The 24,941-nt window shown below is 69.2% G+C and carries 26 protein-coding genes; 11 read left to right on the top strand and 15 right to left on the bottom strand.

Annotated elements, in window-relative coordinates:
• From F0U63_RS38135 to F0U63_RS38125, 3 genes are read right to left on the bottom strand one after another with little or no spacing between them, the layout of a single operon-like run.
• Window positions 1–1,110 (bottom strand): glycerate kinase, encoded by a 1,110-nt coding sequence (locus F0U63_RS38135; RefSeq protein WP_395838005.1) that lies wholly within the window; start codon window positions 1,108–1,110, stop codon window positions 1–3.
• A complete protein-coding gene (locus tag F0U63_RS38130; protein ID WP_395838002.1) occupies window positions 1,107–1,622 on the bottom strand; it encodes a YkgJ family cysteine cluster protein in 516 nt (171 codons plus the stop codon). Before F0U63_RS38130 ends, F0U63_RS38135 begins: the two co-directional genes overlap by 4 nt.
• Before the next feature lie 7 nt (window positions 1,623–1,629).
• Window positions 1,630–2,922, bottom strand: coding sequence for a class I SAM-dependent rRNA methyltransferase (locus F0U63_RS38125; protein WP_395838000.1), 1,293 nt, complete (start codon window positions 2,920–2,922; stop codon window positions 1,630–1,632).
• A gap of 28 nt (window positions 2,923–2,950) precedes the next feature.
• Here F0U63_RS38125 and F0U63_RS38120 point away from each other — a divergent pair, with 28 nt between their 5' ends.
• Together F0U63_RS38120 and F0U63_RS38115 are read left to right on the top strand one after the other, a co-directional pair.
• Complete coding sequence (locus F0U63_RS38120) at window positions 2,951–3,469, top strand: hypothetical protein (RefSeq protein ID WP_395837998.1); 519 nt, start codon at window positions 2,951–2,953, stop codon at window positions 3,467–3,469.
• Window positions 3,470–3,525: 56 nt separating this feature from the next.
• A complete protein-coding gene (locus F0U63_RS38115; RefSeq protein ID WP_395837995.1) occupies window positions 3,526–4,059 on the top strand; it encodes an FxsA family protein in 534 nt (177 codons plus the stop codon).
• A 20-nt stretch (window positions 4,060–4,079) separates the two neighbouring features.
• Here F0U63_RS38115 and F0U63_RS38110 read toward each other — a convergent pair whose 3' ends face one another.
• From F0U63_RS38110 to F0U63_RS38100, 3 genes are all read right to left on the bottom strand, one after another.
• Window positions 4,080–4,793 (bottom strand): hypothetical protein, encoded by a 714-nt coding sequence (locus tag F0U63_RS38110; protein ID WP_395837993.1) that lies wholly within the window; start codon window positions 4,791–4,793, stop codon window positions 4,080–4,082.
• A gap of 63 nt (window positions 4,794–4,856) precedes the next feature.
• Window positions 4,857–5,063 (bottom strand): YtxH domain-containing protein, encoded by a 207-nt coding sequence (locus tag F0U63_RS38105; protein ID WP_395837990.1) that lies wholly within the window; start codon window positions 5,061–5,063, stop codon window positions 4,857–4,859.
• Window positions 5,064–5,216: 153 nt separating this feature from the next.
• Window positions 5,217–5,432, bottom strand: a complete 216-nt coding sequence (locus F0U63_RS38100) for a hypothetical protein (protein WP_395837987.1) — start codon at window positions 5,430–5,432, stop codon at window positions 5,217–5,219.
• 180 nt (window positions 5,433–5,612) lie between these two features.
• Here F0U63_RS38100 and F0U63_RS38095 point away from each other — a divergent pair, with 180 nt between their 5' ends.
• The 5 genes from F0U63_RS38095 (at window position 5,613) to F0U63_RS38075 (ending at window position 9,770) form a co-directional block, all read left to right on the top strand.
• Window positions 5,613–6,521 carry a prenyltransferase gene (locus F0U63_RS38095; protein ID WP_395837984.1) on the top strand — a complete coding sequence of 303 codons (909 nt, stop codon included), beginning with the start codon at window positions 5,613–5,615 and terminating at the stop codon, window positions 6,519–6,521.
• A complete protein-coding gene (locus tag F0U63_RS38090; protein WP_395837982.1) occupies window positions 6,518–7,237 on the top strand; it encodes a ferrochelatase in 720 nt (239 codons plus the stop codon). Before F0U63_RS38095 ends, F0U63_RS38090 begins: the two co-directional genes overlap by 4 nt.
• Window positions 7,234–8,142 carry a prenyltransferase gene (locus F0U63_RS38085; RefSeq protein WP_395837979.1) on the top strand — a complete coding sequence of 303 codons (909 nt, stop codon included), beginning with the start codon at window positions 7,234–7,236 and terminating at the stop codon, window positions 8,140–8,142. Before F0U63_RS38090 ends, F0U63_RS38085 begins: the two co-directional genes overlap by 4 nt.
• Complete coding sequence (locus tag F0U63_RS38080; protein ID WP_395837977.1) at window positions 8,139–8,819, top strand: lycopene cyclase domain-containing protein; 681 nt, start codon at window positions 8,139–8,141, stop codon at window positions 8,817–8,819. Before F0U63_RS38085 ends, F0U63_RS38080 begins: the two co-directional genes overlap by 4 nt.
• A gap of 144 nt (window positions 8,820–8,963) precedes the next feature.
• Complete coding sequence (locus F0U63_RS38075; RefSeq protein ID WP_395837975.1) at window positions 8,964–9,770, top strand: hypothetical protein; 807 nt, start codon at window positions 8,964–8,966, stop codon at window positions 9,768–9,770.
• A gap of 90 nt (window positions 9,771–9,860) precedes the next feature.
• Here F0U63_RS38075 and F0U63_RS38070 read toward each other — a convergent pair whose 3' ends face one another.
• The 5 genes from F0U63_RS38070 to F0U63_RS38050 form a co-directional block, all read right to left on the bottom strand.
• The gene (locus F0U63_RS38070; protein ID WP_395837973.1) at window positions 9,861–9,992 is read right to left on the bottom strand and encodes a hypothetical protein; all 132 of its coding nucleotides are present in this window, start codon (window positions 9,990–9,992) and stop codon (window positions 9,861–9,863) included.
• Between the two features lies 1 nt (window position 9,993).
• Window positions 9,994–10,368 carry a hypothetical protein gene (locus F0U63_RS38065; protein ID WP_395837971.1) on the bottom strand — a complete coding sequence of 125 codons (375 nt, stop codon included), beginning with the start codon at window positions 10,366–10,368 and terminating at the stop codon, window positions 9,994–9,996.
• Window positions 10,369–10,404: 36 nt separating this feature from the next.
• Complete coding sequence (locus tag F0U63_RS38060) at window positions 10,405–10,527, bottom strand: hypothetical protein (RefSeq protein WP_395837969.1); 123 nt, start codon at window positions 10,525–10,527, stop codon at window positions 10,405–10,407.
• Between the two features lie 74 nt (window positions 10,528–10,601).
• Window positions 10,602–12,542: a M56 family metallopeptidase gene (locus F0U63_RS38055; protein WP_395837967.1), complete on the bottom strand. Its 1,941-nt coding sequence runs from the start codon at window positions 12,540–12,542 to the stop codon at window positions 10,602–10,604.
• Window positions 12,539–12,934, bottom strand: a complete 396-nt coding sequence (locus F0U63_RS38050) for a BlaI/MecI/CopY family transcriptional regulator (protein WP_395837965.1) — start codon at window positions 12,932–12,934, stop codon at window positions 12,539–12,541. The genes F0U63_RS38055 and F0U63_RS38050 overlap by 4 nt, the downstream gene beginning before the upstream one ends.
• Before the next feature lie 140 nt (window positions 12,935–13,074).
• On the opposite strand from F0U63_RS38050, the gene F0U63_RS38045 reads away from it, so the two are divergent.
• The 3 genes from F0U63_RS38045 to F0U63_RS38035 all read left to right on the top strand — a co-directional run bounded on the left by F0U63_RS38045 (window position 13,075) and on the right by F0U63_RS38035 (window position 15,478).
• Window positions 13,075–14,004 carry an ABC transporter ATP-binding protein gene (locus F0U63_RS38045; protein ID WP_395837963.1) on the top strand — a complete coding sequence of 310 codons (930 nt, stop codon included), beginning with the start codon at window positions 13,075–13,077 and terminating at the stop codon, window positions 14,002–14,004.
• The gene (locus F0U63_RS38040) at window positions 14,001–14,762 is read left to right on the top strand and encodes an ABC transporter permease (protein WP_395837961.1); all 762 of its coding nucleotides are present in this window, start codon (window positions 14,001–14,003) and stop codon (window positions 14,760–14,762) included. Before F0U63_RS38045 ends, F0U63_RS38040 begins: the two co-directional genes overlap by 4 nt.
• A gap of 125 nt (window positions 14,763–14,887) precedes the next feature.
• Window positions 14,888–15,478: a plasmid pRiA4b ORF-3 family protein gene (locus tag F0U63_RS38035; RefSeq protein WP_395837959.1), complete on the top strand. Its 591-nt coding sequence runs from the start codon at window positions 14,888–14,890 to the stop codon at window positions 15,476–15,478.
• Window positions 15,479–15,516: 38 nt separating this feature from the next.
• Here F0U63_RS38035 and F0U63_RS38030 read toward each other — a convergent pair whose 3' ends face one another.
• The 3 genes from F0U63_RS38030 to F0U63_RS38020 form a co-directional block, all read right to left on the bottom strand.
• Window positions 15,517–17,418 (bottom strand): ATP-binding domain-containing protein, encoded by a 1,902-nt coding sequence (locus F0U63_RS38030; protein ID WP_395837957.1) that lies wholly within the window; start codon window positions 17,416–17,418, stop codon window positions 15,517–15,519.
• Window positions 17,419–17,561: 143 nt separating this feature from the next.
• On the bottom strand, window positions 17,562–19,091 hold the full coding sequence (locus tag F0U63_RS38025; protein ID WP_395837955.1) for a DUF1501 domain-containing protein: 1,530 nt from the start codon (window positions 19,089–19,091) through the stop codon (window positions 17,562–17,564).
• 4 nt (window positions 19,092–19,095) lie between these two features.
• Entirely contained in the window at window positions 19,096–20,763 is a 1,668-nt protein-coding gene (locus F0U63_RS38020; protein ID WP_395837953.1) for a DUF1800 family protein, read from the bottom strand.
• 277 nt (window positions 20,764–21,040) lie between these two features.
• On the opposite strand from F0U63_RS38020, the gene F0U63_RS38015 reads away from it, so the two are divergent.
• Window positions 21,041–23,218 (top strand): di-heme oxidoredictase family protein, encoded by a 2,178-nt coding sequence (locus F0U63_RS38015; RefSeq protein ID WP_395837951.1) that lies wholly within the window; start codon window positions 21,041–21,043, stop codon window positions 23,216–23,218.
• Between the two features lie 52 nt (window positions 23,219–23,270).
• Here the strand turns inward: F0U63_RS38015 and F0U63_RS38010 are convergent, their stop codons facing one another.
• Window positions 23,271–24,923 carry a kelch repeat-containing protein gene (locus F0U63_RS38010; protein WP_395837949.1) on the bottom strand — a complete coding sequence of 551 codons (1,653 nt, stop codon included), beginning with the start codon at window positions 24,921–24,923 and terminating at the stop codon, window positions 23,271–23,273.
• Window positions 24,924–24,941 lie beyond the last annotated feature (18 nt).

The following is a 24,941-nucleotide window of genomic DNA, read 5'->3' as shown; positions in this document are numbered from 1 at the left end:
TCAGGGGATCCGGGCGTGGTGGGCCGCCCACCGCGCGCCGGCCTGGCGCAGGGACTCGGCGGCGGAGGTCTCGGAGGACTTCCGCGTGGAGAGCTCGATGACCTCGTCGAACGGAGAGCCCTCCGCGCTCGCGTCCGGAGTGACCTGGCCCGCGAACATCACCGTGCGCCGGCCGAGCGCCTTGGCCTCCTTCGCCAGGGCTCCCGGACCCTTGCCGAGCGCCGTCTGCCGGTCGAAGCGGCCCTCCCCGGTGAGCACGGCCCGCGCGGCGGCGAGTCGCTCGGCCAGGCGCAGCGTCCGGGCCACCAGCGTGTACCCGGAGACGATCCTCCCCCGAGCCAGCGCCACCAGGCCATAGCCGAACCCTCCCGCCGCGCCGCCACCCGGTGTCTGGGCGAGGCCGGGCGAGAGGACCTCGGCGAAGTGGGCCAGGGCCGCTTCCAGCTCCTCCACGGCGGCCGCGTCCGCTCCCTTCTGGGGGCCGAAGAGGCGCGCGGCTCCATCCGGTCCGAGCAGCGGCGAGGTGACGTCCGTGGCCACGAGCAACTCCACCTCGGCGAGCCGGGGATGGGCGCCGCTCGCGTCCACGCGGGCGAGCCGTTGGAGTGCCGCGCCTCCCGGGGGGAGGGGAGTGCCGCTCGCGTCGAGGAAGCGCCAGCCGAGCGCCGTGAGCGCCCCGCTGCCTCCATCGGTGGTGGCACTTCCCCCGAGGCCGAGGATGAGCCGCTGGCAGCCCCGCTCCAGCGCGTCCCGTATCAACTCGCCCGTCCCGGTGGTGGCGGCGCGCCGCGCATCCCGCTCCCCGGCGGCGAGCAGCGACAGGCCCGAGGCGGCGGCCATCTCGATGACGGCGGTGCGTCCCCCGTCCAGCACGCCATAGGTGGCCCGCACGGGCTGGCCGAGGGGACCGGTGACGGTGCGGCTCACGCGCTCGCCGCCCACACCGGTGAGGAGCGCGTCCACGGTGCCGGGTCCTCCATCCGCGAGCGGCGCCACGTCCAGCTCCACCCCGGGCGCGCCCTGGCGCAATCCCTCGGCGAGGGCGGTGGCGGCCTCGGTGGCCGTGAGGGTGCCCTTGAACTCCTGTGGGGCGACGAGCCAGCGGCTCATGGCTCCTCTTCCTCGGGCCTGTTTCCGGAGAGGGCCTCCGCGTGCCAGTCGAGCAGCTCCCGAGGGCCCGTCAACGTGGGCATCAGGCGCTGGGAGATGCGCTCCAGGCGCACCAGCAGGGTGGTCACCGTGTCCGCGGGCTGGCGGGCCGGGCCCCGGATGCGCTCGCAGAAGAAGGTGCGGCAGCCAAAGGGCCGGTCCGCGTACACGGTGCAGCGCCGGCCCTCGGCATCCAGGTAGGGACAGCCTCCGTCCTTCCGGGGTGGGGGCAGCGGGTGGCGGCGCGCGAGCAGCAGCCACTCGGGCCACCACAGCCAGGGCTGACGGCGGGTCTTCGCGAGCTGGCAGCACTCGCCACTGGCCGGACAGGAGAAGGGGGCGTAGGCCGCGTCCGCTTGCCGGTAGACTGTGCGCAGCTCCTTGAGCGCCCGCTCCTCCTCGTGGGTGCCCCCGGGCGAGGGCCGCTCGTCGCCCGCTTCGCCGCCCTCCTCGTCCCAGTCCTGGCCGCGCATGGAGTCCTCAGAGCACCCGCAGCACGAAGCACTTGAGGTAGCGCGTCTCGCGCAGGTTCAACAACACGGGGTGATCCTTGCCCGCGCCGCGCTTCTCGACGATCTGCACCCGCCGCTTCGCGTCCGCCGCCGCCGAGGCCAGCATGTCCTCGAAGCCCTGCTCGTCGATGTGGTACGTGCAGCTCGCGGAGATGAGGTAGCCGCCCGGCCGCAACAGCTGGATGGCGCGCAGGTTGATCTCCTTGTAGCCGCGCAGCGCTCCGGCGATGGCGTCCTTGTTCTTGGCGAACGAGGGCGGGTCCAACACGATGGTGTCGAAGCGCTTGCCCTCGTCCAACGCGTCGCGCAGGTAGTCGAAGGCGTTGGCCACCACCACGTCCACGTTGGACAGCTTGTTGGCCGCCGCGTTCGCGCGCAGTTGGGCCGCCGCCACGTCGGAGATCTCCACCGCCGTGACGCTCTTGGCCCGGGTGGCCAGTTGCAGCGCGAAGCCGCCCACGTAGGAGAAGCAGTCCAGCGCCTCGCCGAAGGCGTACTGCGACGCCATGACGTGGTTCTCCCGCTGGTCCAGGAACGAGCCCGTCTTCTGTCCCTCCAGCAGGTCCGCGCGCACGCGCACGAGCCCCTCGTCATAGGCCACGGGCCCCGGCAGCGAGCCCGTGAGCACGCCCTTCTCCTGGGGCAGCCCCTCCAGGGCGCGCACGCCCACGTCCGAGCGGTTGACGATGGCGCGGGGCTTGTACAGCTCCGTGAGCAGCTCCACGAACATCGCCTTGCGCTGCTCGGTGCCGGGGATGAGGAACTGCACGCTCACGCAGTCGCCGTAGCGGTCCACCACGAGCCCGGGCAACAGGTCCGCCTCGCCGTGCACCACGCGGTACGTGGTCTCGCCGGGCAGGGCTCGCTGGCGCATCGCGTCCGCGAGGGCCAAGCGCTGGCGGAAGAAGTCCGTGTCCACCGGCACGTCCTCGTAGGACAGCCAGCGCAGGGAGATCTTCGACTGCTTGGAATAGAAGGCCTTGCCGAGGAACCAGCCCCGCCCGTCCACCACGCGCACCACCTCGCCGCCCTCCAGGGCGGGGTCGCCGTTGAGGTCGGCGCGGTAGATCCACGGATGGCCCGCCTGCCAGCGCTCGACGCCCCGGCGCACGAGCGACACCTGGGGCAGCCCGTCCGGCGCCACGTCCGGCGTGGTGCGATCCGGGGCGACCTGCTCGGGGCGGTGCGAGGGGCGTTTGCGCCCGGCGGGAGCGGGACCGGGGCGGCGATCAGGACGGGGACCGAAGGGGGGCTTGGGCATGGCTTCAGGCGCGTATACTCCAACCCGCGTGAGATACGACCTGCTCCTTCAATCCATGGTCCCCGGGACTCCTTTCGATGGCGCCCGGCTCGAGTCGCTCCTGGTTGCCCGGGGGGCGAAGGCCCTGCCAGGCGGAGGGCATGCCTGGCACCTGGAACAGGGCTCGGTGGAGGTGCACCCATTGCGCGAGGGCGGCCAGTGGGTGGCCACCGAGGTGCGCGTGCCCCTGTCGGACCGGGACACCCTGGTGCGCGAGGTGGTGAGCCAGACGGCGGAGCTGGCGAAGGAGGCCGAGGTGCGCCTCTTCGATCCCCAGCTCGGGCGCGAGCTGTCCGCCCACGACGCGCAGGTGGTGGCGGACCAGTACCAGCGCACGGCCCGCTACGCGAGTGAGATGCTCGGACTGTCCTCGGCCATGCCCATGCCCTCGGTGACGGAGAACCAGGGCTTCCAGCCGACCACCCGGTGGGTGCTGACCGTGCTGGGCTTCTTCTTCGTGCTGTACCTGGTGGTCAACTGGATGAGTGGCCAGCTCAACGGAGAGTGAGCGCCACGCGGTCGTCTTCACGGGCGCGCGGGGGCCGGGCGCATTAGGTTGGGCGGGTGTCCAGGTTCCTCCTACCGCTCGTGCTCCTGCCGTTCGTGGAGCTGTACCTGTTGTCGCTCATCGCCCGCGAGGTGGGCGTCGTCCCCATGCTCGCCCTGGTGCTGCTCTCGGGCGTGATTGGCTCCTCGCTGGCCCGGAGGGAGGGGCTGCGGGTGCTGCGCCGCTGGCAGGAGTCGGTGGCCCAGCGCCGGGTGCCCGAGGAAGGGCTGCTCGGGGGCGTGCTCGTGCTCGCGGGGGGCGTGCTGCTGGTGATTCCGGGCGTGGTGTCCGACGTCCTGGGCGTGCTCCTGCTGCTGCCTCCCACGCGCCGCGTCGTGGCCCGCTGGGTGCGCCGGGGCGTCGAGCGCCGCATGGCGTCCGGCTCCATCCGCGTGACGACGTTCTCGACGGGCCCCTTTCCCGGGGGTCCATTCGGGCCGCCCCCGGTGGAGCCTCCCTTTCCTCCCCAGGCCCCCCGCCAGCCCCGCATCGAGCGCGGCGCGGGCCCCGAGGTGGATGCCGAGTTCACCGAGGAGAAGGGGCGGGAGTAGCCCGCTCGCCTCGCAGGGCGCTACGGCTGGATGGGCAGGGCCTGGTACTCGCGCACCCAGAGCTTCAGCGAGCCCTGGCAGAAGCCGTCCAGCCGCTGGCAGTCCAGCTCCCGCTGCTCCTTCAAGGCGAGCGTCTGGTCGAACAGGAGCGCGCCTTTCGTGTCGCGCAGCCGCAGGTGCACGCGCTCGTCCTCGGTCCACTGCACCTCGGAGTTGAGCACGAGGCGCTTGCCGCCCAGCTCGAACGCCACGGGAATGTGTTCGGAGGAAGAGAGCGTGTACACGCCGGTGACGGCGGGGTGCTGTACCAGCAGTTGCACGGGCCGGTGGTGCTCCTCGGCCGACGGCATGGTCAGGGCGTACTGGCCGGTGATCCTCAGCGCCAGGAGGTCCAGGGTGGGGGCGTGCTCCTGGGCCAGGGGCTTCACCTGGAGCTGCTTCCGGGAGCCCTGCACGAGGGCGATGGCGCCCTGGGTGGTCCGGATGACGCCCGAGCAGGTGTCCTCGGGGCAGTGGACGGTGAAGCGCCAGTCGGCTCCGGCGTCCGGGCAGGACTCGGGCACCTTCACCTGGGCCTGGGCCTTCGGGGTGAGCAGGAGGCTCTGGGTGGAGCGGGACGGACAGAGGAAGTTCACGTCCACTTCGAGCGCGGGGACCTCGACGGACGCGGGCTTGGGGTCCGGGGTCTCACCGGCCGCGAGCAGCAGGGCGAGGACGCAAAAGGCGGAGTGCATGGCCCGGTTCTACCACCGGGTTGCGCGCTCCGCCTTTTCCGGGCTGCTCGCCTTCCCGCCCGACTACTTGTCGGTCGCGTCCTCGATCTTGTCGCCGGCCTTCTCGGCGGCGTCCTCGGCCTTGTCGCCGGCCTTCTCGGCGGTATCCTCGACCTTGTCGGCGGCGTCCTCGGCGGTGTCCTCGGCGCGCTCGCGCGTGTTGCGGTGGCAGCCCACGCTACCGGCCAGCAGCGTTCCCAGCGTCACGGCCAGCAGTGCCTTCCTCGTCATGGTTCGCTCCTCTGTGGTGTGGCCCCGGCCTCACCGCGCCGGGGTGACATCGGCGGCGCAATCTAGGGAGGCCCTGGCCACGTGCACGGGGAAGTTGAGCGAGAGTGGACTGGAGTACAGAGCGCGCCTCCCGTCCGCCGCGCCCGTGGAGCCTCAACGTTTCTGGCGGAGCTTGCCGGCGGGGGTGGCGCGGCTCGCCAGGGGCGCCTTGGCGCGGGCGGCGGCCTTCTTCGCCCGGGTCGCGGCGAGCTTGCGGCGGGCGAGCACCGCGCCCGCGTCGGTGGGTTGCGCGACGTCCTGCTCACTCTCGGTGGAGATGTCCAGGGTGCCCGCGACGACACCCGATGCCTGATCCGTGACCTTCGTCATGTCCAACCTCCGTCCGGCTAAAATAGGGACGATGCCCTCTCGGGGAAGCGCTCGTGCGAGGTGTCCACGGGCGGACAGCGAGTGTGGACGAAGTGGCACACGAGCACGGTCCGTTTCGACGCTATAAGTGGGCGAGGGAGGTCGTACGCCGGGAGGCCTTGCGTGGTGGGTGTCGAGTCGATGGGAGCCGCACAGCGGTGGTGGTACGCGCTGAAGCCGGCGAGCTGGCCGAAGGTGTTCGTCCCGGCGTTGTTCGGACAGGCGATGGGTGCGGCGAGCGCGGGGCGGTGGTCGGTGGGCGCGCTCGCGTGGGGGGTGCTGTGGACGGCGTTGGACATCACCTTCATCGTGCTGCTCAACGACTGGGGAGACCGCGAGGTGGACGCGCTCAAGCGCCGCATGTTCCCGCGCGGCTGTTCGCCGAAGACGATCCCCGACGGCATCCTCCCCGCGAGGGCCCTGCTGCTGGCGGGGCTGGGCGCGGGGGCGGGGGCCCTGGTGCTGGCGGGCGCCGCCGGAGCCGTGCTCGCGCGGCCGTGGCTCCTGCCGCTTTCGGCCCTGAGCCTGTTCATCTTCGCCGCCTACACGTTGCCGCCGCTGCGGCTCAACTACCGGGGGGGCGGGGAGCTGCTGGAGATGGTGGGCGTGGGCGGGGTGCTTCCCGTGCTGCATGCCTATGCGCAATGTGGACAGTGGGCGCCGGAGACCCTGCGCCCCTGGGCTCTGGGACTGCTGGCGCTCTGCCTGGCGAGCGCGCTCGCCAGTGGGTTGTCCGACGAGGAGAGTGACCGTGCCGGAGGCAAGCGCACCTTCACCACGTGGCTGGGGAACGCGGCGGTCCGCCGGGCCTCGGACGGCCTGCTGTCCGTGGGGGCCGTGTTCTGGATCACGCGGGGGCCGTTGGGGTTCCTGGCGGCGCTCCCGGTGCTGTTCTTCGGCGTGCGAGCGTGGCGCAAGAGCCCGGAAGCGGTGACGAATGCGTTCGCGGCGCAAGGGGCCTACAAGTTGGAACTCCACCGCGCCATCTGGTGGGGCACGCTGGTGTTGTCCGTGCTGGTGCTCTTGGATCGGTGGGGAGGTGCGCGGTGATCGCTGATGCCCGGAAGCTCCTCGAGCGGCTGGAGCGCCTGGGGCCCGCGTTGGGGGCGCGCGCCTCCTTGGATCCCTCCCGTGCGCGCGCGCCGCTGCCCGTGGTGCTGGCGGAGCGGTTGATGGAGGGAGGGGCGGCGCGGCGGCGGGCCTTCGCCGAGGGACTGGCCGACGTGGTGGGCGTGCTCGTCGAGGACTTTCCGGACAACATCTTCTGGGACCTGGACTACCTGGCCTGTTGTTTGTGGAAGGCGGGAGGCCCGGACGAGATGCACGCGTTCGCCGGGCGGGTGGTGGCGTTGTGCCGGGGCTTCGGCAACAAGTCCGAGCTGCGCTTCCGCTATGCCCATGACTTCCTGTTCGGCTACGACTGGGCCCGCTGGGTGGCGCGCGAGCCCGGAGAGCGCGCGGGCATCGGGCCCTTCGATCCGGCGTTCCTCGACTACCTGGAGACGCGGTTGCAGGAGCTGCGCGACCTCATCTCGGACCACGATGCCAAGTACGGGCCGCTCGAGGGCCGGGAGTTTCGCAATCCCTTCTCCTTCCGCCGCGAGCCCCGGGACGAGGCACGGCTGCACCAGGAGCTCGCCCGGGAGGAGCTCATCCCGGTCAAGGCGTGGCGACTGGATGGCGAGCGCCGCTGGGATCTGCCCTTCACCGAGCTGCGCGCCGAGGTCGCCGAGCGGTTGGGGCTCGCGCGGGAAGACGGCTCGTGAGTCCAGGCCTCGCGCGCCTCTGGGCCTGGCTCCAGGCGTCGCGGCTGCCCTCCCAGTCGTACATCGCGCTTCCGCTGCTGCTCGGGCAGTTCATCGCGGTGCACGCGACGGGTGGCGCGCCGCGGGTGGGGACGCTCGTCGGGGTGCAGCTCTTCGGCGTGTTGGATCAGCTCTTCATCGTCTACGCCAATGACTGGGCGGACCAGGAGACGGATCGCCGCAACCGCACGGCGACGGTGTTCTCGGGGGGCTCGCGGGTGCTGGTCGAGGGCCGGCTCTCCCCGAGGGCGTTGGGGACGGCGGCGATCTTCTGCGCGGTGGCGTTGGTCGGCGTGTCGGTGGGGCTGGCGGTGGTGAACCGTGCGCCGCTGCTCGTTGTCCTGGCGGTGGCGGCGGTGGCGCTGCTGTGGGCCTACAGCTATCCGCCGTTGCGGCTGTCCTACCGGGGCGGCGGCGAGCTGTTGCAGATGCTGGGCGTGGCCGGGGTGCTGCCGCTGTATGGGTATCTCGCGCAGGGGGGAGCGCTCGCGGACTTCCCCTGGGCGCTCATGGCGATGCTGTGGCCCACCCATCTCGCGTGCTCCATCGCCACCGCGCTCCCGGACGAGCCCTCGGATCGGGACAGTGGCAAACACACGCTGCCGGTCCGCGTGGGCGGTGAGCGGGCCGCCTGGGTCATCGTGGCGCTCAACGGGCTCACCTGGGCCCTGGCTCCGCTCGGGCTGGCGTCGGTGGGGCTGGAGATGGGGGCGGCCTTGGGGGTGCCCGTGGCCGCGACGCTCGCGGTGGTGGGCGTGCGTCCCGCGCCTCCGGGCTCGTGGCGGATCCAGCTCCGGGTGGCCGCGGCCATCACCGCGACCCTGGCCATGGTGGCGTGGCCGCTGCTCGGGCTGGCGTGGCCATGACGTACGAGTTCCTGGTGTTGTCGCTCCTGTTCCTCCTGCCCGGAGCGCTCATCTGGTTCGTCCGCCCGGACCTGCGCTGGCTGATGAAGCGGACGGTGCCCTTCGCGCTCCCGTTCGCCACCACCGAGTGGCTCTTCTATCCGGAGTACTGGACGCCCCGGTTCCTGTTCGATCTGGCCGATCGGATCGGCTTCGGACTCGAGGACGTGTTGTTCGTCGCCGGGCTGGGGGCCTTCGCCTCCACCGCCTATGCCGTGGCGTTCCGGCGGGCCGTGGTGCCGCGAGGGGACGCCGTGCGCTCCCTGCCGCGGGCCGTGGGGGCCCTGGGGCTCGTGTTGGGGCTGGCGGGGCTGCTCCGCGGGGTGGGGGTGCCCATCCTCTACGCCTCGGTGGTGGCGATGGGCGTGTGCGCGGTGGCGCTGTTGTGGGTGCGCCCGGACTTGTGGGGGCCGGGGCTGCTCGGGGGGCTGGTGTCGGCGGTCATCTACCTGGGGCTGTGTCTGGTTTTCGCGCGGCTCGTGCCCGGGGTCTTCGAGCGCACCTGGAGGCCGAGCCTCCTGCTCCCAGCCCGGTTCCTCGGTGTTCCACTCGACGAGCTGCTGTACGGATGGGGGGCGGGGGTGGCCGCCACGGTCGTTCCGGCCTGGACGTTCGGGTTCGGGTTCGGGAGGCGGTAGCTGGCACGTGGGAGCGCGTGCGTTCAGAAGATGGCGGGGCGTCCGGAATCGCCCTGCTGTCGGGTAGAATCTCTGCTCCTATTGCGAGATGAGCGGTGGCCTTCCGCCCCATTCGCCCGGAGCCGGCCCCCGATGGAGTCCCCCATGTCGATCGTTCCTTCCCAGAAGGTGTCGCTGCTGCCCCCGATGCTCGCGCTCATCGTGGGCTTCTTCGCTGGATGTGTCTTCGTCCACGATGGCTACGACCGTCCCGGGCAATACGCGTGTGACGACAACTCGGACTGTCACTCCAACCAGTACTGTATGCGGGGCCAGTGCGAGGACCTGGACGCGCAGGCGGAGACCTGCCGCTCGGCGGGGGACTGCACGCGCGGGGACACGTGCGTCAACGGGGTGTGCAACCAGTCGTGTTCGCGCAACGCGGACTGTCCCAACGGCGGCTACTGCGACGGGTACTACTGCCAGGTGACGTCGCGTCCCGACGCGGGCACGAAGCCCACGGATGGCGGGCTGCCCCCGGTGGATGGCGGCTCGGGCTGCCCGCGTCCGCCCACGGATGGCGGCACGGGCACCCCGATCGACGCGGGCTCGGCCGTGTGCGTGCGCAACGCGGACTGCCCCTCGGGCAACTACTGCATCAACAACACGTGTGTGAAGGGCTGCTCGGCGGACTCGGACTGCGGTGCCACGCAGCAGTGCTCGGCCGGGCTGTGCCGTCCGCGCGCGGAGGCGCCCTCCTGCACCAGCGCCTCGCAGTGCGCCTCGGGTTCGGACTGCGTGGACGGCTCCTGCCGCGTGCCCTGTACCTCCACCACCACGTGCGCCACGGGCTCCGTGTGCAAGGTGGGCTACTGCCAGCCCTCCGACTCTCCGGGCAGCGGCGCGGAGTGCTCCGTGAATTGTGATTGCCCCTCGGGCGAGCGGTGCGTGGAAGGCACCTGCCAGTTGTAAGCTCGCCGCCCATGGCGAAACACTCGTACCCGTGATCGAAGCGCGTGGGTGAACGGAGTACCGGCGGCGCGCTCCCTCTCGCTGAGCGGCTCACCCCGCGGCGGAGGGCTCGGCGGGGAGGCTGAGGTGCCGCTCCTCGATTCGCGAACCCGCCGCCAGCGCGAGCAGTCCCGCGCCCACCACTTGCGCTCGCTCGCCTGGACGGGGGCTCGCGCAGGTCATGTCACTCCATTTCTTCCGGCAGGGGCGTGCGGAGGAACATCAGCCCCTTGCCCTTGCGTTCGGTGATGACGCGGAAACCCTGGCCAGCAATTCGGACGAGTTCTCCTTCGCTGGCCGTTCCATTGGCGAGCCACACATCCGCCGCGTCTCTCGTCTCGAACGTTTGGGAGACGATGACTGACTCGATGGCGGGGATGTAGAACTTGCGAAAGTATTCTCGGTACTCGTCCAGTTTTTGGATGTCACGCACATAAAGCAGCGCGACCGCGGCGATCCGGAGCGCTTCGTCTTGCGGCGAGCCCTCTGGATATTTTTCGTTCACCGTTCCCAGGGTTTCCAGGATGCGGTCCATGTCGAAGTTTGAATTGTAGTTCATGACCGCATGAGGCTAGAACCGACTCCACGCGCATCCTCAGGAGACGACGTAGATGCGGTGGTCTGGCTGTTGTGTGTGGGAGCACCCGGCGCCCAGCACCAGGACGCACACGGTCAGGGCGAGGGTCCAGGTCTTCATCGCGGGGCTTTGCTGCTTCACGGGTCTCCAGGAGGGCGGCACCGGCTCCCGCCCTGGCGGCGCGGGCCCCGGAGCCGTCGCGGCCCCCTGTCCTGTCACGGCTCCTTGCGCAGCTCGCGGATGAAGTCGTCATCCACGCCAGCGGAGCGCAGGCGGATCAGCTCGTCCACGGAGAGCTTGTCCAATCCCGCGTCGCGCAGCTTGCGTAGGTCGCCCGCCTTCACGCCGAGGGCGCGCAGCTTCACCACGGTGTCCGGGTCGAGCTTGTCCAATCCCGCGTCGCGCAATTCGCGGAGATACTCGGGGGAGACGCCGAGTGCCTTGAATTGCACCAGCTCGTCCGTGGAGAGCTTGTCGTAACCCATGTCCTTGAACGCCTGGATGTCCTTGCCCTTCACTCCGAGGGCCCGGAACTGGATGAGCTGGTCGAAGGTGAGCGAACCCTGGCCCGCCTCGCGCATTTCCTGCAGGAAGTCCTCCTCCACGCCGAGCGCCGCCGCCTGGGTCACCTGGTCCACGCTCAGCGCTCGATGGCCGGCCGACACGAGCGCCTTCACCTTCCGCGCGCTCACGCCCAGGTGCCGCAGCTGGATCAGCTCCTCGAGCGTGGGCTTGTTCCCGAGCGCGTCCGTCATCTCCCTCATGTACTCGGGCGTCGCGCCGACGTGGCCGAGCTGCACCAGCTCGTCCACGGTGGGCGCGTAGCCGAGCGCTTCCCATTGCCGCTTCTGCTCCATGGAGACCCCGGCGATCTTGAGCTCGACGAGCTGGTCCACCGTGAGCGGCCCCTTCAATCCCAGACGGAGGGGCTCCTTCGCCTGGGCCTTCTGGGCGGGCTTCCCGGCGGGAGCGCTCGGCTGGGGAACGGGAATGGGCACGGAGCCCGGGGCGAGGGGCGCGGACGGCTGCACGGGAGCGGCGGGCGCTGGGGCGACGGCGAGCGCGACCTTCATTGGCGGGCTCGCGCGGGCCTGGAGGGTGGGCGAGGCGGGCAGGGCGAGGGCGACCAGGGGGGCGGCCACGGCCAGGCCGCTCATCAGCGTGAGGAGCAGGGCACCCGCCTCCCACCGCGACGCGCACCGCGTGGCGGGCCTGCCCACCAGCCGGCGCACGCGCTCCGAGAGCGAGCCGCCCAGGGCGGACATCGCCGGACCGGACACGGGCAGCTCGCGCAGGGCCTCCAGCGCCGTGAGGGCCCGGGCATACGAGACCGCGTTGCCGCTGGTGCTCACGGCGATGTCATCGCAGCAGTTCTCGCGCTCGGCGCGGATGACGCGCGACATCCACCACACCGCCGGGTGGTAGAAGAAGAGTGTCTCCACCAACGTCTGCACCAGGTTCACCGCGAAGTCATGGCGGCGGATGTGGGCTAGCTCGTGCGCCAGCACCATCTCGAGCTGGCGTGCCGACAGCCCCGTGATCACCGTCACGGGCAGCAGCACCACTGGCCGCAACCAACCCAGGGTCGCGGGCACGTCGATCTCCGCCGAGCACAGCAGCCGCATCGGCCGCGTCATGCCCAGGTGTCGCGCCAGCCGCTCCAGGGCCTCCTGCCATTCGACGGGGGCGGGCTCGGCCGCGCGCACCAGCCGGCGCAGCCTCAGCCACCCGGACAGCAGCCGCAGCGAGGACAACACCACCCCCAGCCCCCAGGCCAGCACCAGCGCGTGCAGGTTCCCACCCACCACGGACAGGGTACGCCCCATCACGGACGCGAGCCCGGTGCCGCCGGGCGCCTGGGGACTCGTCGCGGCGGGAGTGGACGTGGAAAGGGGACGTGGCTCGGAGGGACTCGCCAGCGCGGTGGCCTCCGGAGCGGAGCCGGTGCGCGGATGGGTGAGGGCGTGGTGCCAGCCAGTGAGCACGGGCAGCACGAGCATGAGCGCCAGCGCGCCACAGGCCAGCAGGTAGCGCGGCGAGGCCGCGCGGCGATCCACCACCTGGAGCGCCACGGCCAGGGCCACGGCCACCAGGGTTCCCTGCCACAACAGGTGCAACAACGCCCAGCCCAGGGACTGCCATACGAGCGTGCTCATGGCTTCTCCTCCTCCTCCAGGGTGTCCAGCAATTGCCGCAGCTCGGCGAGCTCCTCCGCCGAGGCCTTCTTCGTCGACAGGGCTTGCATGGCCAGCCGCGCGGGCGAGCCGCCAAACGCGCGATTGAGCAGATCCGTCACCAACTGGCGCTGCGTCTTCTGTTGCGAGGCCCGCGTGCGGTACACGTGCGCGCGCTGGGACTCGTCCCGCTCGACGAGCCCCTTCTCCGTCATGATCTGCATCAGCTTGAGCACCGTCGTGTAGCCCGTGCCAGCGTCGCCCTTGTTCAACGCCTCGTGCACCTCGCGCACCGTGCTCGGGCCGCGCTCCCACATCACCTGCAGAATGGCCAGCTCCGCGTCCGTCGGGCGGGGCAGCTTGGGTTCACTCATCGCTCGTCCTCCCACCCCTACCTATACGAACACCTTCGTAGATGTCAACGAAGCCCTTCGTAGTTCGAGGGAGAACGGTCTCTGGCCTCCACCACGCGGGTGCTCTACGGTGGGAGGTTCGTGGGCAGGAGGGGTGTCTCGTGCAGCCGGTGATTTCCGTCAAGAACCTCAGCAAGACGTACGCCTCGGGATTCCAGGCGCTCAAGTCCATCAACCTGGAGATCCAGAGTGGGGAGATCTTCGCCCTGCTCGGGCCCAACGGTGCGGGCAAGACCACGCTGATCAGCATCATCTGTGGGATCGTCAACCCGAGCGGAGGCACGGTGCTGGCCGACGGGCATGACATCGTGTCGGACTTCCGCGCGGCCCGGGCGAAGATCGGGCTGGTGCCGCAGGAGCTGTCCACCGACGCGTTCGAGAGTGTCTGGGCCACGGTGAACTTCAGCCGCGGCCTGTTCGGCAAGCCTCCCAACCCGGCCTATGTCGAGAAGGTGCTGCGCGACCTGTCGCTGTGGGACAAGAAGGACTCGCGCATCATGACGCTGTCGGGCGGCATGAAGCGCCGGGTGTTGATTGCCAAGGCGCTGTCGCACGAGCCGCGGATCCTCTTCCTCGACGAACCCACCGCGGGCGTCGATGTCGAGCTGCGCCACGACATGTGGGAGATGGTGAGGGGCCTGCGCGAGCGCGGGGTGACGATCATCCTGACCACGCACTACATCGAGGAGGCGGAGAAGATGGCCGACCGCATCGGGGTGATCCACAAGGGCGAGCTCATCCTGGTGGAGGACAAGGCGGTGCTGATGCGCAAGCTCGGCACGAAGCAACTGACCTTGCGGCTGAGAAGTCCACTGGAGCGCATCCCCGAGGGCCTGGCCGGGCTCGCGCTTGAGCTGTCCAAGGATGGGAACACGCTCGTCTACACCTTCGACACCCAGAAGGAGGAGGAGACGGGCATCGCGACGCTGTTGCGGCGGCTGGGCGAGCACGGCATCGACTTCAAGGATCTGCATTCCAGTGAGAGCTCGCTGGAGGACATCTTCGTCAGCCTCGTGAGGGCCCGGTCATGAACGTGTATGCGATCCGCGCCATCTACCGGTTCGAGATGGCCCGTACCTTCCGCACGCTGATGCAGAGCATCGCCTCGCCGGTGCTGTCCACGTCGCTGTACTTCGTGGTGTTCGGCTCGGCGATCGGCTCGCGCATGGGCCAGATCGACGGGGTCAGCTACGGGGCATTCATCATTCCGGGCCTGCTCATGCTGTCGTTGTTGAGCGAGAGCATTTCCAATGCCTCGTTCGGCATCTACATGCCGAAGTGGTCGGGCACGATCTTCGAGGTGCTGTCCGCGCCGGTGTCCTTCGTCGAGGTGGTGATCGGCTACGTGGGGGCGGCGGCCACCAAATCGATCATGCTGGGCATGTTGATCCTGGCGACGGCCCGGATCTTCGTGCCCTATGAGATCGCGCATCCCTTCTGGATGCTGGGCTTCCTGGTGCTCACGGCGGTCACCTTCAGCATGTTTGGCTTCATCATCGGCGTCTGGGCGGACGGTTTCGAGAAGCTGCAGATCATCCCGCTGCTCGTGGTCACCCCGCTGACCTTCCTGGGTGGCGCCTTCTATTCCATCCACATGCTGCCGCCCCTCTGGCAGAAGATCACCCTGTTCAACCCGGTGGTGTATCTGATCAGTGGCTTCCGCTGGAGCTTCTACGGAGCTTCCGACGTCAATGTCGCGGTCAGTCTCGGCATGACCCTGCTGTTCCTCGCCCTGTGCCTTGGCGGCGTGGGGTGGATCTTCAAGACGGGGTACAAGCTGAAGTCCTGAGCGGGCCCGGGTCCTTCCTTGCGGACTCCAGGGAGGAGCATTTGTTGAGAAGTGAGCCGATGTGGGGGATGACCTCGGAAGTGGTGTGGACGGCGTGACCAGGGAAGTTAGGTTGCGTCGCCATCATGCCCTCGTCCAGGAAAAGCGCGCCGTCGGGTTCCATCTACGTCCTGCATGTCAAATTGGAGGAGATCCAGCCACCCATCTGGCGGGAGCTTCATGTCCAGGCGGGCACTTCGCTCTCGAGGCTGCACGCCATCCTTCAAGAAGCTTTCGGATGGACAGACAGCCATCTGCACCAATTCGAGACGCACTCCAAGCGCTACGGTCCCCGGTTGCCCGGCGATGACTTCGGCCTTGGCCTTGTCCCGCCCACGCTCAACGAGCACAAATACCTCCTGTCGGACATCGCTCCGGCGGCGCGCGCTTCCTTCACGTATGTTTATGATTTCGGGGACAGCTGGGTGCACCGCATCCGCGTCAAGAAGGTGCAGCCAGCCCAGGCCCGAATGCGATATCCGGCATGCACCGCGGGCGCCCGTGCGGCTCCGCCGGAAGACTGTGGTGGCGTGCCCGGCTACGAGAACCTGCTCGAGGCTCTCCGGGACCCCGGGCATGAAGGGCGCGAAGAGCTGCTCGAGTGGGTAGGGGGTTCATATGATCCGGAGGCGTTCGACCTCGAGGCCACGGACAAGGCGGTCCGGGCCGCGAGGTGAAGACCGCGTCTCATGGCGGCCCGGTGTTCTCCAACACGCTACCGGGGAGCGCTCGTGAGCAACGGGCTCCAGGCTCCGGCGCTCCCGAGCCCCAGCCGATGGGTCGCGCGAGTGACGGCGACGTACAGCGCACGGCGGGACTCGGGCGTGTCCGGGTAGGTGCTCGCCGTGGCGTCTGGGATGAGCACGTAGTCGAACTCGAGCCCCTTGATCTCCTGGACGCACGTCACGGTGAGCCCGGGCCGGAACTCGAACTGCCCCGCGAGCGCGAGCCTCGCGGGAGGCCCGTGCCGGAGGGCCTGCGCGAATGTCCTCGCCGCCTCGGGAGAGCGGCAGATGATCGCCAGACTCGCCGAGGGATCCTCCGTGAGCAGGGCGCGCGACTCCCGTGTGAGCCAGACCGCCAGGTGGAACAGGTTGTCCCGTCGGCAGTGGGTGATGGAAGGAGGGTCGCGAGGGGCCACGCGCTCCGGGTCGATGAGGGAACGGGCGAGTGCCGTGACATCGTCCGGGCAGCGGTAGCTCACCTCCAGCACGGCGCGCTCGGCCGTGGGCACCGCGAGTTCCTCCAGCACCGCGTCCCATCCGCCGAAGAACGAGGTGGGGTCCACCTGCTGCGCCGCGTCTCCGGCGACGATGAAGGTGCCTCCGGGCCGCAGCCCGCGGCGCAGGAGCGCGAGCTCCAGGGGCGCGAACTCCTGGGCTTCGTCGATCACCATGCAGTCATACGCCGCGAGGGCGCCAGGCTTCGCTCCATCGGCTCGGGTCCTGAGCCGCTCCAGCTCGAAGAGGACCGCGTAGTCCTCGGTGTCGACGCTGTCCGCGTCCTCCATGGGCGTGCCCGCGTCGATGCGTTGGCCATCGACGGTGACGAGGTTCTCGCGATCCACGTGGGCGTATTCGATCTCCGTGGGATCCAGGAACTGGATGCGTGTGTGCTCCGTCACCTCGGCGGCCACCGAGGGGGGGAGGGCGCCCGCCATGGCGCAGAGGACTCGTTCCATCCAGGAGCGGTCCCCGAACAGGTGCTCCAGGTCCACACGCGAGGCGCGGGCGCGGGAACTGGTGGGCCGATCCTCGTCCCGCACGGGCTTGGGGTGGCGCTGGATGAACTCCTCCAGGATGCCGCGCAGCGCGGGATGGCGCTTGAGGCGAATCACTCCAGACGTCGCATCCACGCTCTCGCGCCGGGGCAGATCCTTGAAGACGCGCCGGGCCATCGACGCGGCCCACCGCGCGTAGGTCCACACGTCGATTCCCTCCACGCCCCGGCGCTCGAGCATCAGCCGGGTGAGCCGGCTCAACCCCTCCGTGGGGACGAGCACCGCGCCTCGGAACCCAGGGCCCGCCTCCCGTTGGAGTTCGACCAGCCGGTGCAGCGCCACCGTCGTCTTCCCGAAACCCGCCTCCCCGAGCAGGAGTACGCTCCGGTTCCGGGGGAGATCCACGACGCGCTGCTGGGCGGCGTCGAGCCGCACCTCCAGGGGAGAGCGGAAGGGCTGACGGGCCGCGGCGGGGCGGGGCGTCATCTGGGGCAGGAGCGTGTCCTCGCTCCGGCGCCAATCCGTCCCGGTGTACTCCAGGCGCGTCTCCTCGCCCGTGTCGATCCACGCGAGCGCTCCCGCCTCGAAGCCGAGCAGGTTCTTCTCGAGCAGCCTGCCCGACACCACGCGCTCGCCCACCTCGATGTCGTACTCCTCGCCTTCCTCGTAGGCGAAGAAGACCTCCGCGAGGGGGGCTGTCCGCCAGTCGATGAGCGAGAGGGACGGGCCGACGTGGGTGCTGGCGGCGAGCAGCACATCCACCTCGCGCGGGCCGGTCTCCAGCCTCATGTGGGCGAAGTACGGGGGTGCTCCGCCCGGATGCCAGGCACGCACGGCGGCGAGCAGCCGCAGTTGGTGGTCGACCCGTCGTTGCTGATTGGCGTTCAGCGAGGACACCGCACACCTCGGGATGAAAGGGGAGGTGTACGGGTAGCAACCGGGCACGGAGCCGCGAATCCGTCATGACACGGATTGCGGGCTTCTGGCGGGTTTGCTTGGATGATGGTGCCCGCGGCGAGCCTCCCGCGGGCACCCGGGCCTCACGCGTCCGCCATCATGAACGCGATCTTGGACTGCCGCGCGGCGGTCGGGAAGCCGTTGGCGGTCGCCGCGGCGAGGTAGTCCTTCATGTTGGGGAACACGTAGTCGCGCTCCGCCGTGGTCGACAAACCCAGCCACGACACGATGGAGTGGGCGTACTGGTCCACGGACAACGTGGGAATCCAACGTCCCTTGGAGTCGACGGTGTCCGGGTTGTTCACCGCGTTGCTGGACAGGTCCAGGTTGGGGAACGTGCCATACAACCGGCGCCCGAGGACGCGATCGCCGAGGACGAGGGCATGGCTTCCCCAGCCATGGTCCGTCCCCTTGTCGGAGTTCTCCACGAGGGTGCGGCTGAAGTCGCTCATCGTGAAGAGCGTGGCCTGCGGTGCGTTGGCGCCGAAGGCCGTCTGGACGAGCACGAGCGCCCGGTAGAAGGCGTCGAGCGCGAAGTCGAGCTGTCTGAACAACGAGCGCTGGGCCGTGTCCTGCCCGGTGTGGGTATCGAAGCCGCCCAACCCCACCGAGAACATCTGGCGCTTGAGGCCCAGGCCGCCGCTCGCCGCGGGAGTCGCTCCCGCCACGATATCCCGGAGGACCTGATAGAGCTGGGGCGGCAGTGACCAGCCCCCGCCGTCGGTGGGCAGGACGAACAGGGCATCAATGGCCTCGCGCGTGGCCTGCGGGAGCAGGTTCCAGGCCACATCCCGCGCGGTGGTGCGCGAGTTGGCGAAGGTCCGTGCCATGGAGAACGTGCCTCCATAGGAGGCTTCCAGGGTGACATTGTTGTGGAGGGCCAGCACCTTGCCGAGCGCTTCTTGTTGCGCGACGCCGAAGGCGACGTCGCCCGTGGCCCGGAAGCCGAGCGTGCCATTGGCGGCCACCGTCATGGGCTGCCGTGAAGCGCCCAGCGAGAAGAGGCTCTTGCCGCCGAACGAGGTCACCTCGGGATACGCTTTCTCGCGCACCTCCTTGGAGAGCAGTTCGTTGAACTTGTCTGCGGTCCGGCCGCCCCACCCGGTCACCTTGCCGATGAGCGACAGGGGGAGGATGACGCTGGCGGGGTTCGCGATTCCGCTCGCCCAGGCGTCCTGCTGGTCGGAATGGGAGTACAGGTTGTCCGGCCGTGGCACCGCGCCCGAGGTGTAGTCCGTCTTCCTCATGGGCAACACGAGCGGCCCCACGTTGCACACCACCGCGGCCTTCTCCTGCTCGAAGAGCGCCTGGAGCTTGGTGAGCGAGGGGTGCAGTCCATAGGAGCCGGCGGCGGTCCCCACGGGGTTGATGGGCAGCAGGTCCGCTTGCTTGATGCCGATGTTCGGCCGCGCCGCGAGGTACTGCGCGTGAGGTGCCGCGAGCCGGGGCACGATGAGGTTGTTGGAGTCGTTGCCGCCCAGAAGGAAGACACATACCGCGGAGCGGTGGCCTGTGTAGCCGGCGGCGTGCGCTTCCCCCCACCAGCGGGGAAGGGTGGCGGCGGCGGTGAGCAGGCCCGTGGCCCGGAGGAACTGGCGTCGTGAGGAGCTCATGGGATTACCTCTGGATCTGGAACTCGGGGGAGAGCAACGTGAGGTAGATGGCCAGCTTCTGCCTGAGGCTGCTGCCGACGCGGGGATCCATGATGCCGTTGTAGACCGTGAGCTGGAGGTTCGAGGACATCGCCTCATGGAGCCAGTACCGGCCGAGCCAGTACACCAGGTCGCTCGGGTCCGCGGGCAGCGGGCTGTAGTTGATCAGGATGCCATTGGTCGCCGCCGTGCTCGAGAAGAGCAGGTCGTGCACGAAGTTGGCGCGCGCGGTGGCCGTCGCGGTGTCCAGGATGGCGAACTCGGGGCCGAGTAGCCCGTTGCCGCCCGGGGCGGGAGCGTTGGGGGGGTAGTAGCTGAAGACCGAGGCGGGCCTGGGCACTTCCTGCCCGAGCGACTTGCTCCAGGCGTTGAGCTTGGCTCCCGGGTTCTTGTCCACCGTCTGATCCAGCGTGCCGTTCAGCCACCGGATGGTCGAGGTGATGAACAACGCGGGCGGCCGCAGCCGGCCGAAGGTGGCGTAGAGTGACAGGGGCGGCTGGGGCCCGCGCGCCTCGGTGTCCTCGAGGATCTTCCGGACCACCGCGCCCAGGTCTCCCCGCACGCCACTGCCATTGTTCTTGAAAACAGCCACCACCCGGCTGACGTACGCGGGGCTGGGATTGCTGGTGACCAGGTGTTGGATGAGCTGCTTGCAGATGAACGGAGGCAGGTTCGGATCGGCGAAGATGTTGTCGAGCGCCTCCTTGAGGTGCACCGTGGCGCTCGCTCCCGCCGTCGTCACCACGCCCCGCAGGAGCGTCTGCGACGTGGAGTCGTGATTGACATCGCAGCCCACCATCGGCTGGGCGTAGTTGGCTGGGTTGTTGCGGCCCTTGGCGGGGCAGCCCGCGGCGCTGGCGAAGGTCCACCCGGAGAGGGCGCGCGAGAACGCCTGGACCTGGGCCTCGGTGTACGCGGGGATCGGCACGCCGTTGGCGTCGAGCTTCACGGTGCCGTCGTCGTTCAGCTTGTGCAACCCGAGCGTGAAGAGCTGGAGCAGCTCCCGGGCGTAGTTCTCGTTCGGCTCGATGGCCTTGCCCGCCGTGTCGAACGCCCGGTTGTTCACCATGTCCAGATAGCTGCCCATGGCGGGGTCGCGGGTGATGGCGTCCAAGAGGGTGCGGAAGTTGCCGAAGGCGTTCGCCGAGAGCAGGTTGAGATAGCCCGCCATCGCCACCTTGGGCTCCGACTCGGGCGTGGTCGTGCTGTCGTTGATGCCAACCGAGGTCGCGACGAGGATCTGACTCAGCGCGAAGGCCACCCGCTGCCGGAGCTGATCCTTGCCCATGATGGCGTTGTAGAAGAACTGGGAGCCGATCTCCTTGCTCGTGGTCGTCCCGTCATACGTGTAGCGGGGCGCCGAGAGCTGCTCGGTGATGGCCTGGGTGATGCCCACGTCCACCACGTGCTCCACGCTGTCGATGGGCAGCGGGCTCACTCCATTCCCGAGGCGGGGCCCGAAGGTGGCCTGCTCGAGGAAGCGGATGGCATTGGCCTCGGACGGCTCGGTGAGCGACTCGGCCTGCTCCACCTGCGCGAGGCTGTCGACGGGGTTCTCCCCGGGGGAGCCCTCCTCCTGGACGCAACCCGTGGCGCACAGGGCGAGGGTAAGGGCGGCGGTGCGACGTATCATCCGATGTCCTCCTGGGACGATGCTGCGCGGAAGCGGCATAATGCGTAATTCCGGACTAACTATCAAGACCTTATAGAATAAAAAATACAATGAGGGCTGAAAAAATGTAAAAACAGTGTCACGGCAACAGACCTTGAGGAAAACCATCTCTTGAGTCTCAAGAGTTGGGGAAAACTCGAATTACATGGATTGATATGCGAAATCCATCGCCTCATTGGTGCTGTTAGGATAAGGAAAAGGGCGTCGCCCAGAACAAACCCAAAACAAAGAGGTGCCCTTGAAGCTCAGGACATCGACAACACCGCCCCCCGTGCTGTCTGGTTCCCCCGCCGCTTCCGCCCTGACGGCGGCGGTGGCCGCGGCCGTCTCGTTGACGGCTTGCGGAGGTGAGGGAGTTGGCGCGGGTGTGGACTCGGCCATCATCATGACGCCTCCGGGCACCGGCGTGACGGCCGCGTACTCGCCCCTGTACGAGCCCGGCACCGAGGCCGTCGAGCAGCTCCAGTACACGGAGCCCGACGGCACTCTGGTGACCTTCATGGGCGCGCGCCCCACCGAGCGCCATGCGCGTGAGCGCGGCGAGGCGTGGGACGCTCCCGACACGGGCCCGGGCCGCTACTTCACCTTCCCGACCTTCTACTTCCAGAACCGCACCTTCGGTCTGGAGATCCGCGACGAGGTGCCCGCCGGCCGCCAGAAGATCTCGGTGTACCTGCACGTCAACGATGGCACGTTCCGGGGCACCACCTTCAGCCTGTTCCGCAACATCAACAACCCCAACGTGCGCGACTTCGGCTGGTCGCTGAACTACGGCTTCAACAACCCGCTCGAGGGCAACCAGCCCATCTGCCACGCGGGCTCGCGCGATTGCATGATGTCGTTCACCTCCAACTGGCGCACGTCCCCGCACAGCCCGTTGAAGATTGGCGACAAGATCGAGCTGGCTCCCGCGCCGCGTCTGCTCTCCCCGGCCCTCGACGGCGGCGGTGAGCGCTACTACTCGTTCGAGCAGCTCTACGTGGTGGGCAAGGGCATGCGCCCCTGGTACGGCATCGCCCCCAACCTGGACTCCGAGCCGCTGCCCGACGAGACGCTGCTGGGTGGCCAGGCCAGCGTGTCCTACAACTACTCGGAGGAGCCGCACCGGGTGTTCCAGCAGATGGCCAACAACATTGGCATCGGCAACACCAAGCGGTTCGTGCAGGGACGCCGACTGTTCCACACCTCGTTCGCGGACGGCACGCACTCGGAGCATCCGACCTCCAACCCGGTGTTCACCGAGCACAAGGGGCAGCTCGGCCCCCGCTACAACCAGGCGCGCTGCATCGAGTGCCACACGCTCAACGGCCGCAGCGCGGCGCCGGCGGCGGGTGCGCGGCTCGCCACCCTGTCGGTGCTGACGGGCGCCGCGGGTGCCGGCGACACGGTGCTGCCCGACCCCACCTATGGCTGGAACGTGCAGCAGGTGGCGGGTTCCACCTCGGCGCCTGCCTACGGGGTGAGCGTGGCGTCCTACACGAAGACGGTGCGCACGCTGGCCGACGGGACGCAGGTGGAGCTGGCCAGGCCCGTCTACTCGTTCTCGGGTCCGGTGCCGTCGCTCTACTCCGTGCGCCAGGCCCCGCAGGTCATCGGCATGGGCCTGCTGGAGGCCGTGGCCGAGCCCACCATCCTGGCGCTGGCCGACCCCAATGACGCCAATGGTGACGGCGTGCGCGGTGTGCCGCACTGGGTGAACAACCCCGAGACGGGCAAGGTGCACCTCGGCCGCTTCGGCTGGAAGGCCACCAAGGCGAGCGTGCGCCAGCAGGTGGGTGACGCGCTCATCAAGGACATGGGCGTCACCTCGCCGGTGTTCCCGTCGGTGAGCTGCCAGAAGGGCTCGCCCGACTGCCGCGCCACCACGGCGGCCACGGCGGTGTCGGAGACGGAGCTCCAGCGCATGTCGGATTACCTGTCGCTCATCGGCGTGCCGGCCCAGCGCAGCCTGCGCAGCGGCTACCCCGAGGGCATCCGCGTCTCGCCGGAGCACGACGTGAACCCGACGCTCATCCAGCGTGGCAGCGCCGTCTTCGCCGAGGCCCGCTGCACCTCGTGCCACACCGCGCAGCTGACCACGAGCAACAACCACCCGTTCGCCGAGCTGCGCAACCAGACCATCCGTCCGTACACGGACCTGCTGCTGCACGACATGGGTCCGGAGCTGGCGGACACGCTCACCGAGGGCCAGGCCACCCCGAACCTGTGGCGCACGCAGCCGCTGTGGGGCCTGGGCTCGCTGAAGTTCGTGCAGGGCGGCGCGCAGAACGTGCGCTACCTGCATGACGGCCGCGCCCGCACCCTGACCGAGGCCATCATGTGGCACGGCGGCGAGGCCACGGGCAGCCGCGACCGCTTCGCGGCGCTCCCCAAGGCCGACCGCGACGCGCTGTTCGCCTTCCTCGAGTCGCTGTAGTCGTTAGTAGTGGATGGGGCGGCCCCGCTCCTCCGGGGCCGCCCTGGCTGTCTCAGGGGATGGAGTAGCGTTCCGCCGTGTTCTGGTCGCTGCTGGTGAAGCCCCCCACCAGCAGCAAGGTGTTGCCGTCGATCCACGTGGCCGTGTGCTTGTAGCGGGCCACGGTCGGCGACGCCGAAGCGCTCCACGTGTTCGTGGCCGGATTATAGAGCTCGGACGTGGAGTTGATGCCCGTCAGCGGGTGGTATCCACCGAGCACCAGCACCTTGCCATTCACGAGCGTGGCCGTGTGATCCCGGCGCGGAGAGTTCAGCGCGCGCGCTGGGGACCAGGTGGACGTGGCGGGATTGAACAGCTCCACCGTGACCCCGAGGTACTTGTCCTGGGTCGTCCCGCCCACCACCAGCACCGTCCCGTTGTCCAGCAGGGTGGCCGTGTGGAGGGAGCGGCCCGTGCTCAGGTTGGCCACGCTCGTCCAGGTGCCGGTGGAGGGCTCGTAGAGCTCCGCGGACGCCAGGGGGACGCCTTCCGCCCCGCTACCTCCCGTGACCAGCACCTTGCCATCGCGCAGCACGGTCATGGTGTGGCCGCGGCGAGCGGTGAGGAGCGAGCCCGTGGTGGACCACTGGCGCGTGGACGGGTCATACAGCTCGGCGGTGGCCAGCACGGCGCCAGAGCTCTCCGCCACGCCTCCTCCCGCCACCAGCACCTTGCCGTTGGGCAGCAGCACGGCGGTGTGTTCATAGCGAGGGGTGCTCATCCGTCCCGTCGCCGACCACACGCCCTGGGCGGGGTCGTACAGCTCCTCGACGCTGGCGGAGTTGGATTTGGCTCCTCCGGCGACGAGCACCTTCCCATTGGGCAGGAGGGTGGCCGTATGGGCGCGGTGGGTGGCGATGGGGCTGCCCACGGCCCACCAGATCCCGGTGGTGGGATCGTACTCCTCCGCGGTGCGGCTGTAGCCACCGAGTACGAGCACCCCGCCCGTGGGCAGTGCGGTCGCGGTGTGCCGCTGCCGCTGTTGAAGGGTGTTGGAGATGGGGGACGGCGTCGAGGAGACGACGTGCACGCGCTGGGTCTTGATGCCCGTGTTGCCAGAGGCATCCGTCAGCGAGTAGGTGAGCGTATAGGTGCCCGGCACGTTCGTGTCGACCGTGCCTTGGGCCGTCACGAAGGTGTACCCGGTGCTGCCATGATCGCAGGCATCGTGGGCCACGACTTGATCGGGGGTGAACGGAGAGCCCTCGACAAGGGTGATGTCCCCGCCCTCCAGATAGATTTCCGGCGGCAGGGTATCGAGCACCGTCCATTGGGTGGTGCAACCGGCGCTATTGAATCCATCCGAGACGGAGATTCCCGTGACGAGGGTTCCCACCGTCTTGTATCCGCCGGTCCTCGAGATGGTTTGAATCTGGCAATTGTCTGAGTAGGACGCGTTGGCGACGGTGCGGAAGTACTCGCCATCGCACTCCAACACGCCGCCGTAGGCGTCGCACGTCACGACGGGGGGCGTCACGTCGGGCGAGCAGCTGTCCGCCAGATTCCGGGACCAGGTGCTCACCGCCGGAGGCGTCACGGGCTCACCCGTCACGTCCTCGTCGGAGGCGACACCTCCGCACGCCGTGGAGAGCAACACGGCGCAGGCCGCCAGGGTCTGGTTGACAATTCCAGACAAACGCTTCTGGTGAAACAAAGATGACAGCATGGATGCGTGCTCCTTCGT

This window comes from Cystobacter fuscus (assembly GCF_044360685.1).
GTDB classification, from domain to species: Bacteria; Myxococcota; Myxococcia; order Myxococcales; family Myxococcaceae; genus Cystobacter; species Cystobacter fuscus_C.
This window is presented reverse-complemented; position numbering and strand designations above follow the sequence as displayed.

What these genes read in the sequence shown, in the direction of transcription:
- F0U63_RS38135 (WP_395838005.1), bottom strand. Translation starts at nt 1,110, where the DNA reads ATGAGCCGCTGGCTCGTCGCCCCACAGGAGTTCAAGGGCACCCTCACG.
- F0U63_RS38130 (WP_395838002.1), bottom strand. Translation starts at nt 1,622, where the DNA reads ATGCGCGGCCAGGACTGGGACGAGGAGGGCGGCGAAGCGGGCGACGAG.
- F0U63_RS38125 (WP_395838000.1), bottom strand. Translation starts at nt 2,922, where the DNA reads ATGCCCAAGCCCCCCTTCGGTCCCCGTCCTGATCGCCGCCCCGGTCCC.
- F0U63_RS38110 (WP_395837993.1), bottom strand. Translation starts at nt 4,793, where the DNA reads ATGCACTCCGCCTTTTGCGTCCTCGCCCTGCTGCTCGCGGCCGGTGAG.
- F0U63_RS38105 (WP_395837990.1), bottom strand. Translation starts at nt 5,063, where the DNA reads ATGACGAGGAAGGCACTGCTGGCCGTGACGCTGGGAACGCTGCTGGCC.
- F0U63_RS38100 (WP_395837987.1), bottom strand. Translation starts at nt 5,432, where the DNA reads ATGACGAAGGTCACGGATCAGGCATCGGGTGTCGTCGCGGGCACCCTG.
- F0U63_RS38095 (WP_395837984.1), top strand. Translation starts at nt 5,613, where the DNA reads ATGGGAGCCGCACAGCGGTGGTGGTACGCGCTGAAGCCGGCGAGCTGG.
- F0U63_RS38080 (WP_395837977.1), top strand. Translation starts at nt 8,139, where the DNA reads ATGACGTACGAGTTCCTGGTGTTGTCGCTCCTGTTCCTCCTGCCCGGA.
- F0U63_RS38075 (WP_395837975.1), top strand. Translation starts at nt 8,964, where the DNA reads ATGTCGATCGTTCCTTCCCAGAAGGTGTCGCTGCTGCCCCCGATGCTC.
- F0U63_RS38070 (WP_395837973.1), bottom strand. Translation starts at nt 9,992, where the DNA reads ATGACCTGCGCGAGCCCCCGTCCAGGCGAGCGAGCGCAAGTGGTGGGC.
- F0U63_RS38065 (WP_395837971.1), bottom strand. Translation starts at nt 10,368, where the DNA reads ATGAACTACAATTCAAACTTCGACATGGACCGCATCCTGGAAACCCTG.
- F0U63_RS38055 (WP_395837967.1), bottom strand. Translation starts at nt 12,542, where the DNA reads ATGAGCACGCTCGTATGGCAGTCCCTGGGCTGGGCGTTGTTGCACCTG.
- F0U63_RS38050 (WP_395837965.1), bottom strand. Translation starts at nt 12,934, where the DNA reads ATGAGTGAACCCAAGCTGCCCCGCCCGACGGACGCGGAGCTGGCCATT.
- F0U63_RS38040 (WP_395837961.1), top strand. Translation starts at nt 14,001, where the DNA reads ATGAACGTGTATGCGATCCGCGCCATCTACCGGTTCGAGATGGCCCGT.
- F0U63_RS38035 (WP_395837959.1), top strand. Translation starts at nt 14,888, where the DNA reads ATGCCCTCGTCCAGGAAAAGCGCGCCGTCGGGTTCCATCTACGTCCTG.
- F0U63_RS38025 (WP_395837955.1), bottom strand. Translation starts at nt 19,091, where the DNA reads ATGAGCTCCTCACGACGCCAGTTCCTCCGGGCCACGGGCCTGCTCACC.
- F0U63_RS38020 (WP_395837953.1), bottom strand. Translation starts at nt 20,763, where the DNA reads ATGATACGTCGCACCGCCGCCCTTACCCTCGCCCTGTGCGCCACGGGT.
- F0U63_RS38010 (WP_395837949.1), bottom strand. Translation starts at nt 24,923, where the DNA reads ATGCTGTCATCTTTGTTTCACCAGAAGCGTTTGTCTGGAATTGTCAAC.